We start from the raw sequence: 13,570 nt of genomic DNA on the forward strand, positions 1-13,570 counted from the left end.
GGCGGCGGCACTAGATCAAGTTTGAGCGGGCTCCACAAGCACGGGATATGCGGACTGAATTCCTTAAATTCCAGAGGCGGACGAGTCGAATCAGAAGCCGGCAAGAGTCAACTGGATTCCGGTGACGTTTGTTGCATTCCTTGATCCGGTCACCTTCCCTGACCCGTCATCCTGAGGTGCGAGCGGAGCGAGCCTCGAAGGATGCACGGCCCCCGCTGGTGGCCGTCGATCCTTCGAGACGCGCGCAAGAGCGCGCTCCTCCAGCGACAAAGGCGAAGCCTTTGCGCGGGGATGACGGTCAAGCACTTCCGCTGCTCACCCTTACTGCGTCTTCGCCACGCGCGGCGGCGCGGCTGTGGTGACGAACGAGGTGGCTTCCAGCATGGCCTGGCCGAGCGGGGTCGGGATCGTCATGCGGAACGGCACCAGAAGGCGGGTGCCCGCGATCGGCACGAAGGCGACCTCCATGTTGCGCTGGGCGGCGAGATATTTGATGACAGGGCGATCCGGGATGTAGCCCGAGATCGGCACGAAATAGAGCGCGCAGACCAGCGCCGGGCCGTGATAGCCGCGCTCGGCTTTCACGATCTCGACCCGCTTGAAATCGAGCTTGAGGTCGTAGCGCATGCGGCCGTCGAACACGCCGGCGCCGGTGCGGCAGACATCCGGGCTCATCAATTCGGCATTGACGGGCGCGCGCAGGAACGAGCCGGTCATCGGATCGAACACGTTCTTCTTCTGCGCCTCCGTCACCGGCAGCCGGTCGGCATCGACCGGCGGCTCCGGCTCGATCGTGGATTCCTTGATGCCGCCACCCGCCAGCACCATCCGGATCGTCTCCGACTTCTTCGAGGTGGTGGTGGTCGCGGTATAGGAGGTGGCTGTCAGCACGCCGTTGACGACGCGGCCCTGCGAGGCGCCCGAGCCGCTGCCGCCGGAGAACGCCTTCAGGAGGCCCGCGGTGCCGCCCTGGGCCGAGGCCGAGAAGGTGTCGTCGCCGATTTCGATGGTCCAGCTGCCCTTGCCTACCGGGATACCGGCCAAGGTCGCCTCATACTGGGCGTCGAGCCGCCCTTGCGCGCTGGCTCGCTCGGCGCAAAACAGCAAGAGGGCACCGGCGCACAGACCGACGAGCCGGCCGAGCGGGGGCAAAAGGGCAATGGCGGTGGTCACTTAACCTACCTGACGGTCCTGCTATCGGCGCTCTTTCGTCATCCATCTGGACAATTCGGCCGGACAACGCGCGCATCTGTTATGGAACCAAGACTTGCAGCCGAATACGCCCTTTATATGGTTGCCATATCCGCCGTTAAGTGGCTGGAAGCGCTTATGAACCGCCATTTCCCGCGACGGTTATGCGGCGATATAATCTTGACGCTCGGGTATTCTCCCCCTATACACCCGCGGTTCCTGGAAAATGGACGCGAATTCAAAACCCCCGCGCGGGCCGTGTGATTGCACGTCCGATCGAGAGGCGGGGATGCAATAAGGATTTTGGTAATGTCCCGGCGCTGCGAACTGACGGCCAAGGGCCCCCAGACGGGCCACAAGGTGAGCCACTCCAACATCAAGACCAAGCGGCGCTTCCTGCCGAACCTGGCCAACGTGACCTTCATCTCGGACGCGCTCGGCCGCAACGTGCGCCTGCGCGTCTCGACCAATGCGCTGAAGAGCGTCGACCACAATGGCGGCCTCGACGCCTATCTCTTGAAGGCCAAGGCCGACGTGCTCTCGCCCCGTGCGCTCGATCTCAAGCGCGCGATCGAGAAGAAGGTCGGCAAGCCGGCGTTCGTGAAGAAGGCGAGCTGAGCGAAGCCGAGCCACGCGAAAGCGCGGAGGAGTTTTGAACGGCCGGGTCGGATGACCCGGCCGTTTTTGTTTTTGGGCTGGGCTCGCACCTCTCCTCTTAGCGAATCGACCAGAGGTTGATAGATTATTCTTCAGGGGGAATGCCTTGAAGACACTGCCACATGTTGCGGCGACAGCCGAGCAGTTGCCGCTGATCAGTCAAAATCGTTTTGGCGTTGAAGTGATTTGTGGAGCGGCCGGTAGCGGCAAGACGTCCACCGCGATACTCAGGTTGCGGTCGCTTTGCTATATGTTCGCCGCGAGGCGGGCTCGCAGAGGAGACCAGGCGCCGGTTCGGGTCCTCGTTCTTACTTACAATCGCACACTTGCAGGCTATGTGCGTGCGCTTGCTGAGCACCAAATATCAACTGACCTTCAAGTAAGTTTGGAGATCGAAACATTTGGTCGTTGGGCAATGTCCGCGCTCAACTTTCCTGACGTCAAAAATGACAAAGCGAAGACTAAGCTCAAACAGCTCGCGCGACAACTTGGCGTCCTATCGCCAGCCTATATCGTGAAAGAAGCTGAGTACCTACTGGGACGGTTCGAGCCAGAAGATTTAGCGAGATACTTAGTAACGGAACGCACCGGCCGAGGCGCTTTACTGCGACCAATCAGTGAAGAGTACAAATCAGGCGACGCTATCTGGCAGTGGTTCGCTCTGCCATTTGGTCAGTCGATACTTGCGAAACGCAAAGCCAACCTGAGGGACAAAGTGAACTCTTCACAGCTGCCCGGACCACCACAACATCAGAATCGGTCGATCAATTCGAGACCCTCGGGGCAAACGACGCAGTCAAGTTTGCCACTGGAGGATACCTTCCAAGGCAAACTGCAACCTACGAATCGCGGTGCGGTAAGTAGTCCACGACGACCTAACGACGGGATTGATGAGTGGACTGATGTGGTGATCCGCTCAAACTTCAACGATGCTGAACTTGGGCGTTTATTGAATCACTGTATCGATTCGACTAACTCGGTAGATGCCGCAATTGCGTTCTCCGCAATTGTTGCCAAGGCTAAACTTGCGCGAAAGAAACGGCGCTGATTTGTTGTTGCGCCAAAACTCGAATTTTCACTGGCGTTTTCAACGCGACACGCCCTGTCCCGTCCTGCAAAGAAAATATTCTCCCCCTCCGACACCCCAACTCAGCATTACGACCACCGCATCCCGCCTCCTCTTCAAGGGGCGTATCGCGATCATCACGGATGTGGGGTGCGGAATGCGGTGGACGCGAAGGGCGCGCGAGACGAGCGCACCTCATCGCGAACGGTGAAAGCGTGAGGTCCTGACGCCCTGGTGGCTGGTGACCTTGTTGCAAAACGCGAAATCGTTTTGCGAAGACGCTGACAAGCAAACTTTCGCCGACGCTCCTTGCGTTCTCTGCATCACGAGCGAGGATCAAGCTGCCTCACGACCTGGGCCGATCGCGCCGCGCGAATGCACGCAGTCACCTCGCAATGTCGTAGATCTGCATCGAGCGACGATCCGCTTGCGCTATCGCGACCAGCGCCGACGAATTCACCGATCTCGCGGCCGCTGCCGGATCACGCGCTCCCAAACATAACGCGTTACGCGGACAACACGGATCGCGCCGTCGCCCCTCTCACTTCGGCGACCGCAGCCCCGGCGACGTCACCCACGCGTTGATGCGCGAGGCGGTTTCGGCCTGGCGGGCCATGCGGATCAGACGGTCGCGTGCGACGCCGGGCGGCATGACGCGGGCCTGGTCGCGGAGGCGGATCGATTCATCTGCAAGGTGCTGCTCAGGGGACCTGCGCGGGTCGGGAAGGCTGTTCTGCATCACGCTGCTCCATTCCATCTGTAGGCGGGAGCGCAACTGGCGTTCTCGGTCACCGGCAGTGCCGGACATTCGCGCGGTGATGGAGCGAGACTACGCCTGCGGGGCGCGGCTTGACGGTGCACTAATGAACACAGCGAAGGAAATCGACTGCGAGGATTTGAAGGGAGTTGGCGCCACGCCGGCTAGCCCCCCGGGAGCTGGCGCCCCCGGGGGGAGTGCACGGCCCTGGCTTTGGGGGCAGGATTGCAAGGCCGTGCAGGCCGGTAACCAGCCCGCAGCATCAAGTCGGAGCCGCAGCGCAAGTTCCACCGCCGCGGCGGCCGTGCGCCAGAAACCGAATTTCGCCAGCAAGTTCATGGCGACACACCCTGTCCAGTCCGCGCAAAGAAAATATTCCTCTTTTCCGAGACCCCAACTCAGCATTACAAGACCGCGTCCCGCCTCCTCTGAGAGGGGCGTATCGCGATCGTCACGGACGTTGGGTGCGGGATGCGGTGGACGCGAGAAGCGCGCGAGACGAGTGCGCCTCATCGCGGACGGTGAAATCGTGCAGGCCTGACGCCCTAGCGGCAGGTGTCTCTTCACAAGACGCAAGCGCGTCCAGTGAAGACGGTGACAAACAAGCCCAGTCTCGCCGGGGAGAGCACGTATAAGCCGTAAACCAACCGCGCGGGGAACGCCGGGATCGCCCGGCCGTACCTGTGGTCCTACCTCCCGAGCTTTTTGTTGCTCGGGACCCATGGGTGCGTGCTGGCACCCGGCGTTCCCCGCGCCCTCTGCTTCATCAGCGAGGGTCAAGCACCAGCTCAGCTCGGGCCGATCGTGCCGCGAGAACGCGAGCGCATGCCCTCTCCCGCTGTCTGACAGGTGAATCGATCCGACCATGACGTGCATGCGCGGCGCCGGAGAGGATTCTTCTTTGCGTGATGATACGCGGAGTAAAACAATCCATCGCGCCGCGTGAGGAGAGATGGATTGCTTCCGCCTCCGCTGAAGCTACGGCGCGACACGCCTCGCAATGACGACGGCGCGAGTTTATGGCAAGCCAACTGACAGCTGCTGCCAATGACAGCGGTGTCATCACTTCCATCACGCGCACATCACACGAATCTCTGCGTGATGCGTCGAAAGCGCGTGAAAAAAGCCTTAACCCACACGCCATACACATCGAAGAAAGCCTCTAAATCACGGCAAAAAGCGGCTTGTCGCGCTGTAGCTTCAGCGAAGGCGGAAGGCATTAATCACAACCTCACGCGATCAATCACGAGCGCATGAGGCGCATGCAAAACGCCACGATCTCTTCCAACTCATGGTGTGCAAACAAGCCGTCCGACACGAATGCGATTCGACGCGGTCACGCCGCGCGGATCCGAAAACCGTGAAGGACATCACGGCCGGCACAACTGATTGTGAGGCATGTGCGCCGCACTCTTGGGAAGAAGCTTGGCCGTTCCTACATCACGTCCAAAGAACGACTCCAATAAAGGAATTGGTCAATGCAAATTCGCGCAGCCGATACGCGCGGAAGACTGGTGCCTGCGCTCGCAACCGCCGCCGTGGCGGTGCTGGCCACGGCAGTCCTCGTCATCCTCGAATTCAACCCGCCCCGCGATGTGCAGGCCGCGGCCGAGCCCGGTATGATCACCTCCGCCGCCGCCAGTAGAGCCGGCGCCACCGTGCTGCCGACCGATCCGGTCACGACCGGCAGCGTGCGCTACCGCTGAGGGCTCATCACCGTCGTCCCGGCGAAGGCCGGGACCCATAACCACTAATGTTTGCCGGTACGCGGAATGTTGCCCCAGCGTCGCACCACATAAGCAGCCGGGGTAATGGGTCCCGGCTCCCGTGCGCAACTGCGCACTAGGCCGGGACGACGGTAAACGTTGGACCCCGCCGCATTTTCGCATCCCTGCCCCGGCGTCTCGTCGCAAGCCCGCCTTCCCGGACCTGCGTAAGCTCTCCCTCGCGAACAATAAGAACGCCACAGGGAGGCTCACGATGATCTGGAAGGCCATCACGGCTCTAGTCGCGCTTGCGCTCGCGACACAGGCGCACGCCGCCGAGAAGAAATATGGCGCGGGCGCCAGCGACACCGAGATCAAGCTCGGACAGACCTCGCCATTTTCCGGCGCGGCGTCGGCCTACAGCGTGATCGCGAAGACGCAGGCCGCCTATTTCAAGATGATCAACGACCAGGGCGGCGTGAACGGGCGCAAGATCAATCTGATCACGCTCGACGACGGCTACTCGCCGCCGAAGACGGTGGAGCAGACCCGCAAGCTGGTCGAGCAGGAGGAGGTCGCCGCGATCCTCAATCCGCTGGGCACGCCGACGGGGCTTGCCGTGCGCAAATATCTCAACGACAAGAAAGTGCCGCAGCTGTTCGTCGGCGCCGGCGCCACGCTGTGGGGCGACTATGCGCATTATCCGTGGTCGATCGGCTTCCAGCCGTCGTACCAGGCCGAGACCGCGGTCTATGCCAAATACGTGCTGACCAACAAGCCGGACGCGAAGATCGCGCTGTTCTACCAGAACGACGACGCCGGCAAGGATTACGGCAACGGCTTCAAGAAGGGCTTGGGACCGGAGAACACCGCCAGGATGGTGGTGGCGGAGACGACCTATGAATCGACTGACCCAACGGTCGACAGCCAGATCGTGAAGCTGAAATCCTCCGGCGCCAACGTGCTGTTCATGCACGCGATCCCGAAGCAAGCGGCGCAGGCGATCAAGAAGATCGGCGAGATCGGCTGGAAGCCGGACCTGTTCTTCCTCGCGGCGACCTCGACCTCGGTGTCCTCGGTGCTGAAGCCCGCCGGCTTCGACTACGCCAAGGACATCATCTCGTCCTACTCGCTGAAGGATCCGAACGATCCGCAGTGGAAGGACGATAAGGACGTGATCGCCTGGCAGGACTTCATGAAGAGATACTTCCCGGACGGCAATCTGCAGGACCAGCTGATCGTCTACGGCTACGTGGTGGCGGAGACGACGGTGCAGGTGCTCAAGCAATGCGGCGACGACCTCACCCATGAGAACATCATGAAGCAGGCCGCCAACCTCGACATCGAGCTGCCGATGTTCCTGCCCGGCATCAAGGTGAAGACCTCGCCGACCGACTATTTCCCGGTCGAAGCGATGCGGCTGCAGAAGTTCAACGGCGAAACCTGGCAGCTGTTCGGCGACACCATCGGGAATGATTGAGGTGAGTTGTTGAACGCGAACTATCCACACCAAGATTGTCGTCCCTGCGAAAGCAGGGTCCCATAACCCCGAATGTCCGTGTGGCATGACGATGGGACCGCAGGCGACTACAACGGCAGGCCGCGGTGGTTATGGGTCACGGCGCGCGCTTCGCTTGGCCGGGACGACGAGGAGGTTAAACTCCCTTCGCCAACAACGGCCAGGACGACGCGGAGACTAAACTCCCCGCTCCAGCAACACCCGAAAATCCGCCCGCGCCCGCTGCGCCTCGGCGCGCGCCGCCTCCGACGCATCGCCGAGACCGAAGTAACCGTGAATCAGGCCTTCGCCGGCATGATACGCGACCTGCACGCCGGCCGCCTGCAACGCCTTGGCGTAGGCATGGCCCTCGTCGCGCAGCGGGTCGAACCAGGCGGTGGTGACGACCGCCGGCGCGACACCGGCGAGAGACTTCGCGCGCAGCGGAGAGACGCGCCAGTCGGCGCCGTGCGCGAGATCTGCGAGATAATGCCCCGCGAACCACTGCATCGTCGCACGCGTCAGGAAGTAGCCCTCGGCATTCTCGGCACGCGACGGCAATTTCGCGTTCTCGCCCGCATCGGCAAAATTGCCTGCTACGTCGGTGACGGGATAGACCAGCAATTGCCCGGCGAGCCTGATGCCGGCGTCGCGGCAGGCGAGCGCGGTAGTGGCCGCGAGATTGCCGCCCGCGGAATCGCCGGCAACGCCGACGCGGGAGAGATCGCCGCCGAATTCGGCGATGCGCGCGACGACGTCGCGGACAGCAGTGAACGCGTCCTCGAAGGCGCCCGGAAAGCGCGCCTCCGGCGGGCGGCGGTAATCGACCGAGATCACGACAGCGCCGGTCTCGATCACGAGGTTGCGCGCCTGGCGGTCATGGGTCTCGAGATCGCCGGCAACCCAGCCGCCGCCGTGGAAGAAGATCACGGTCGGCGCCGTGCCACGGCCGTTGCGATAGAGCCGCGCCGCGAGCTTGCCCGCGGCGCCGGCGACCGCGATATCATCAGCCACATCGACCGGCGGCGGCGGCACCGCGGCCCGCGCATCGGCCAGCGCACGGAGCGAATCGCGGCAGCTCTGCGGCGTCATGGTTGCGGGATCGCGCAACGGCAGCAGCGGGATGATTGTCTCAATGACGGAGTCGAGCGGAAGCGGCATGGGAGTCCTTCAGTTCGGTGCTTGCAACTAGGTGAGATGCTTGGAAAGGCTGCCGGCCTCGATCGCTGCGATTTGCAGCGCGATGAAGCGGCTGTAGACGCGGGCCTGCGAAAACGCGCCGCCGGTGAACCAGAGGCCGGGCTGCGCTGTGCGCGTCCACATGTTGCGCAGTTCCTGCGTCGCATCGTCGAAGCCCCAGACGCGGCCGACGCGCGCTGCGGCGTCCTCGCCGAACAGCCTGCCGACCAGATGGTCGGGGCCCTTGTAGCCGGTGGCGAGCACGAACAGCTCGGCGGCGAGCGACGTGCCGTCCTTCAGCCCGAGGCCATCGGCGGTGAAGCCGGCGATATCGGCGGCCTGGATCAGGCGGATCTTGCCGTCGGCGATCAATTCGGAGCAGCCGACATTGAAGTAATAGCCGCCCCCGCGGGAGCGGAATTTCAGCGGCCAGCCGGTGCCGTCCTCGCCGAATTCGAGCCGGAAGCCGGCGCGCTCCAGCCGCGACAGCAAGGGCGCATCGAGCCGCTTCACCTCGTCGGTGATGATCCGGTGCGCGATCTTCATGACCGGCAGCGGCACGCCGGAATTGAGGATGTCGCGCACCTCGATCGGCGGACCGTCACCGAGATAGGTCCTGTCGTAGAGCTGCGCCGGCTCGACATTGACCACCATGGTCGGGCTGCGCTGAATCATGGTGACATCGGCGCCGGCAGCGTGCAGCTCCTGGCAGATGTCATGCGCGCTGGTGCCGGTGCCGAACACGACCACCGAGCGCCCTGCCCATTCGCGTCCCGCCGCGAACGCGCTGGAATGCAGCACCCGGCCCTCGAAGCGCTCGATGCCCGGGATCGTGGGGATGTTCGGCGTGCCGCTGACGCTGGTCGCGAGCACGATGTGCTTCGGATGCAGCGTGCGCGGGCCGTCAGGCCGTTGCAGCGTCGCCGTCCAGCGCTGCGCGGTTTCGTCATAGCGCGCGCCGTCGAACGAGGTCTCGGTCCAGAAGTCGAGCTCCATGATGTCGACATAGCTCTCGAGCCAGTTCGCGATCTTGTCCTTCGGGATGTAGTCCGGAAAGGTCGGCGGGAACGGCAGGTAGCGGAACAGATTGACCGGCGTCTTGTTGTGCAGCTTGAGGCCGCGATAGCGCAGCCGCCAATTGTCTCCGATGCGCTGCTGGCGATCGACGATCAGGGCGTCGAGCCCGATCCGTTTGCACTCGACGGCGGCCGCGATGCCCGCATGGCCGCCGCCGACAACAAGCACATCGGGCTCGCGGTCGGCATAGGCGCGCGAGGTCCGCCGCTGTTCCAGCCAGTCTGGCGCGGCGAAATCGCGCGCGTGTGATTGCTCGGCGGCGTGCGTAGCGCGCGCGTCGCAGATGCGGTCGAAGTCAGGCATCGTGGAGAACGTCCACGCCGCGGAATTTCCGTCCGCGCCGCGCAACAAGCGGACCGCGCCGGTGCCGGGGCCATTCGACGTGTCGAAGGTGAAGATCGCCTCGACCACCTCGCGTCCGGCCATCACGGCGCGCCGCGGTATCAAGGCACGGTCATCGAGACGAAATCCACGCGCGTTCGCGGCGGCAGCACGCTGCAACAACTCGGCAACGACGCTCTGCCGCCCGCTGAAGGTCGCAAAATGCCAGGAGATGCCGAAGATGTTGCGCCAGTGGCTGTCGGGCGCAAACAGTGCGGCAAGAGCGTCAAGGGAACGGCTCGTCAGCGCCGCATCCAGCGCACCGATCCAGCGCTCGGCTATGAGTTCAGGCGCGTCCTCGGTAGCCGGGTTCAGTTTGTCCAGCATGATCGTGCTTTCTCGGGAGCAGTTGCCGTCTATCTGACAACATGCTCCCGAAAAGCACAACCATCATGCGACGTGTTGCTGCCGCGACGCCGGCTCGGCCTCGTCCTCCTCGCCGGCAGGCTCGGCCTGCGCCGCAGGCGCCGCAGCGAGTTCCGCTGCTATTTCTTCGGCAAGCGCAGTAGCACCGACATAGTCGGTCTTGCCGGTGCCGAGCAGCGGCACCTTGTCGACCACGCGGATGTCGGCTGGCACGGCGAGCTCGGAAGCGCCGACGCTCTTGGCCTGGCGCTGCATCGCGGCGCGGTCGGCATCCTTCTGCGTGGTGAGCAGCACGATGCGTTCGCCCTTGCGCGCGTCGGGGATCGAGACCGCAACCGACATCGCCTGCGGCCACAGCGCCGATGCCATGGTCTCCACCGCCGAGAGCGAGACCATCTCGCCCGCAATCTTTGCAAAACGCTTGGCGCGGCCCTTGATCGCAATGAAGCCCTGCGCATCGACCGTGACGATGTCGCCGGTGTCGTGCCAGCCTTCCGGCAGCGGCTCGAGCACGCCGGGATTTTCGGCGCGGAGGTAACCGAGCATCACGTTCGGACCCTTCACCGACAGCCGTCCGCCTTCCTCGATGCCGGGGACCGGATCGAGGCGGTATTGCATCAGCGGCGAAATGCGGCCGACGGTGCCCTGGCGGTTCGCCATCGGCGTGTTCATCGCCAGCACCGGCGCGGTCTCGGTGACGCCGTAGCCTTCGAGGATGCGGATGCCGTAGCGCTCCATGTAGATCTGCCGCGTGCGCTCCTTCACCGCTTCCGCGCCGGCAATGACGAGCCGCAGCGTGCGGAAATCATAGGCATGCGCCGAGCGGGCGTAGCCGGTGAGGAACGTGTCGGTGCCGAACAGGATGGTCGCGCCGGTCTGGTAGATCAGCTCCGGCACGATCCGGTAGTGCAGCGGCGACGGATACATGAAGATCGGAATGCCGCCGAGCAGCGGCATCATCATGCCGCCGGTCAAACCGAACGAGTGGAACACTGGCAGGACGTTGAACACCTTGTCGTTGGCGTTGGCATCGACCCGCGCCAGCGCCTGCGCCGCGTTGGCGAGGATGTTGCGGTGGGACAGCACGACGCCCTTCGGCGTGCCTTCCGAACCCGAGGTGAACAGGACGACCGCGGGATCGTTGGCCTGGCGGGTAACGCGCGGCGCGATGCCGGCGCGGAAACCCGCGATCTTGTCGGCGAGGCCGATGCCGGCCCTGATATCCTCGAGATAGACGACGCGGGCCTGGCCCGCCAACGCCGCGATCAGCTTGTCGAGCTTGCCCTTTTCGATGAAGGCCTGCGAGGGTCTTCACCTGAGCCGCCTTCATCGCGGCCAGCACGTTGACCGGACCGGCCGAGAAGTTGAGCATCGCCGGCACGCGGCCGATGGTCTGCAGCGCCATGAAGACGACGGCAACCCCGGCCGAGTTCGGCAACAGCACGCCGACATTCTCGCCGACCGCCGTGCCCTGCTCGAGCTTGCGGCTCAGCACCTGCGCGCCGAGGATCAGCTTGCGATAGGTCAGCTTGGTGCCGAGCGCGTCCTCAATGATCGGCTTGCCGGTGTCGCGGTCGCGATAGGCGTGGCCGAGACCCTCGAACAGCGTGTGGTCGAGCATCGCGTTCTGGACCATGGCGTCGATCATGACGTCCTGCAGCGCGGCGCCGGCGGCATTGCGGCGCGCCTTACCCTTCAGCGACTGGTCGATCGGCAGCTTCACCGGCGGCAGGATCGAGATCGTCACCTTGGGGAACCAGGAGCGCTTGATCTCGCCATTCTTGAGATAGCTGAGATGCGAACGTTGCGCGCCCTCGATGCGGACCGGGACGACGACCGCATCGGCCTTGTCGGCGATCATCGCGGTGCCGTCATAGACCTTCATCAGCGAACCGGAGACCGTGATGCGGCCCTCGGGGAAAATCACGACGGGCTCGCCGGCGGCGACCAGCTTGATCAGGTCGCGCGCCGCCAGCGGCTTGGTAGGGTCCATCGTGTAGTGCTTGATCATCTTCAGGAACGGCTTGGCCCACCACGCCTTGGCGATGCCGGTGTCGACGGCGAAGCTCGCGTCGATCGGCAGCATGGCGTGCAGCAGCGGACCGTCGACCAGGCTGACATGATTGGGCGCGATCAGCATCCGCGTGCCGGCCGGAGGCAGATTCTCCATGCCGCGCACATCGAGGCGGAACAGCGCACGGAACAGCAACGCACCGAAGTCGCGCACGCCTTCCTTGCCCCACTTGTTCAGCACGAACCAGACGGTGCCGAAGCTCGCGATCGCCAGGCCGAAGAAGATCCAGGCGATCGGCAGGCCGGCAGCTTGCAGCGCACCGACGAACACCGCGCCGGCGACCATGAAGCCGGCCTGCAGGATATTGCCGGCGGCAATGATGCGGGCGCGCTCGGACGGCGCGGTCCAGGCCTGCACGGCCGCAAACGACGGCACCACGAACAGGCCGCCGCCGAACGCGAACAGGAAGAAATCAGCCAGCATACGGAAGCCGCCGAACGAGGCCGCGAACGCCGCCGCGGTGACGTCCTTGCCGAGCGAGGTGGCGGCGATCGCCCAGGCGAGGTCGAGGCCGATCACGCCCATCACGATGGCGCCGATCGGCACCAGCGCGAGATTCGGGCGGACGTGGCTCAGCTGCGCGGCGAACAGCGAGCCGGCGGCGATGCCGATCGCGAACACGGCGAGGCACAGCGTGACCACGCCCTCGGTGCCGCCGACGCCTTCCTTGATCAGCGCGGGCAGCAGCGACAGCACGATCGCGCCGACCATCCAGAACCAGGACACGATCACCATGCCGTCCCACAGCCGCTGTTCGGCATAGAGCGACTTCAACAGACGAACCGTCGAGGTCCAGGGATTCTTGGTGATCGGCAGATCGGGCGCGGACGGCTGCGTCACCGGAATGCGCGACGCAAAGCCCCAGGACAGCACCGACAGGCCGACCACGGCGGCACAGATCCAGCCCATATGGCTGGCGCCGGCGACGAACATACCGCCCGCGATGGTGCCAATCAGGATCGCCATGAAGGTTGCGCCCTCGACCAGCGCGTTGCCGGTCGCGAGTTCGGAAACCGACAGCTGGTCGGGCAGCACAGCGTATTTCACCGGGCCGAACAGCGCGGCGACGATGCCGAACAGCGCCAGCGCGATGAACAGCAGCGGGATCGAATGGGTGAAGAAGCCGCCTGCGGCGAAGGCAGCGGCGAAGATCTCGAAGAACTTCAGCCGGCGGGCGACGATGGACTTGATGTAGCGGTCGGCGAGCTCGCCGCCGAGCGCCGACAACACGAAGAACGGCGCGATGAAGACCGCGCCGGCGAGCTGGACCAGCGCCGGCCCCTGCTCGTTGGCGATGCCATACAGCAGCATGATCACCAGCGCATTCTTCAGCACGTTGTCGTTCAACGCCGAGCAGAACTGCGACCAGAACAGCGGCGCGAAGCGGCGGGACGTCATCAATTCCTTGATCATGACCGGTTCCTTGGGTTAGCGCGCGCGGCGTGGCAGGTCTGCGAATTCGCGTGGCAGAGAATGGGGTGGTGAAAATGACGAAGATGCCGCAGCCTTTAGTCTTTTCCGCAACGTATCGGTTCGAGCCGGCGCGCATCAGCTGGCGCCGGGTCGGCGCGACATTGCCCGCCGAAGATGTACGAGACCTTATCCAGACCTGATTCAG

8 protein-coding genes and 1 pseudogene are annotated in these 13,570 nt (G+C 64.0%); 4 read left to right on the plus strand and 5 right to left on the minus strand.

Features of this window, described 5'->3' with window-relative positions:
* Positions 1 to 321: 321 nt before the first annotated feature.
* The gene (locus HAP47_RS39375) at positions 322 to 1,152 is read right to left on the minus strand and encodes a DUF3108 domain-containing protein (protein ID WP_173640737.1); all 831 of its coding nucleotides are present in this window, start codon (positions 1,150 to 1,152) and stop codon (positions 322 to 324) included.
* Between the two features lie 348 nt (positions 1,153 to 1,500).
* Between HAP47_RS39375 and rpmB the strand changes: the two genes are divergently transcribed.
* Together rpmB and HAP47_RS39385 are read left to right on the plus strand one after the other, a co-directional pair.
* A complete protein-coding gene (gene rpmB, locus HAP47_RS39380; RefSeq protein ID WP_173640159.1) occupies positions 1,501 to 1,809 on the plus strand; it encodes a 50S ribosomal protein L28 in 309 nt (102 codons plus the stop codon).
* 145 nt (positions 1,810 to 1,954) lie between these two features.
* On the plus strand, positions 1,955 to 2,896 hold the full coding sequence (locus HAP47_RS39385) for a hypothetical protein (protein WP_173640158.1): 942 nt from the start codon (positions 1,955 to 1,957) through the stop codon (positions 2,894 to 2,896).
* 559 nt (positions 2,897 to 3,455) lie between these two features.
* On the opposite strand, the gene HAP47_RS39390 is transcribed toward HAP47_RS39385, so the two are convergent.
* Positions 3,456 to 3,653, minus strand: a complete 198-nt coding sequence (locus HAP47_RS39390) for a hypothetical protein (RefSeq protein WP_173640157.1) — start codon at positions 3,651 to 3,653, stop codon at positions 3,456 to 3,458.
* A gap of 1,496 nt (positions 3,654 to 5,149) precedes the next feature.
* On the opposite strand from HAP47_RS39390, the gene HAP47_RS39395 reads away from it, so the two are divergent.
* Together HAP47_RS39395 and HAP47_RS39400 are read left to right on the plus strand one after the other, a co-directional pair.
* Complete coding sequence (locus tag HAP47_RS39395; RefSeq protein WP_173640156.1) at positions 5,150 to 5,377, plus strand: hypothetical protein; 228 nt, start codon at positions 5,150 to 5,152, stop codon at positions 5,375 to 5,377.
* A 274-nt stretch (positions 5,378 to 5,651) separates the two neighbouring features.
* A complete protein-coding gene (locus HAP47_RS39400) occupies positions 5,652 to 6,857 on the plus strand; it encodes an ABC transporter substrate-binding protein (protein ID WP_173640155.1) in 1,206 nt (401 codons plus the stop codon).
* A 216-nt stretch (positions 6,858 to 7,073) separates the two neighbouring features.
* Here HAP47_RS39400 and HAP47_RS39405 read toward each other — a convergent pair whose 3' ends face one another.
* The 3 genes and pseudogenes from HAP47_RS39405 to HAP47_RS39415 all read right to left on the minus strand — a co-directional run bounded on the left by HAP47_RS39405 (position 7,074) and on the right by HAP47_RS39415 (position 13,365).
* Positions 7,074 to 8,036: an alpha/beta hydrolase gene (locus tag HAP47_RS39405; RefSeq protein ID WP_173640154.1), complete on the minus strand. Its 963-nt coding sequence runs from the start codon at positions 8,034 to 8,036 to the stop codon at positions 7,074 to 7,076.
* Positions 8,037 to 8,063: 27 nt separating this feature from the next.
* The gene (locus tag HAP47_RS39410; RefSeq protein ID WP_173640153.1) at positions 8,064 to 9,839 is read right to left on the minus strand and encodes an NAD(P)-binding domain-containing protein; all 1,776 of its coding nucleotides are present in this window, start codon (positions 9,837 to 9,839) and stop codon (positions 8,064 to 8,066) included.
* A gap of 63 nt (positions 9,840 to 9,902) precedes the next feature.
* Positions 9,903 to 13,365 (minus strand): annotated as a pseudogene (locus HAP47_RS39415) (acyl-[ACP]--phospholipid O-acyltransferase).
* Positions 13,366 to 13,570: the final 205 nt, after the last annotated feature.

It is taken from the genome of Bradyrhizobium sp. 41S5 (genome assembly GCF_011516665.3).
GTDB classification, from domain to species: domain Bacteria; phylum Pseudomonadota; class Alphaproteobacteria; order Rhizobiales; family Xanthobacteraceae; genus Bradyrhizobium; species Bradyrhizobium quebecense.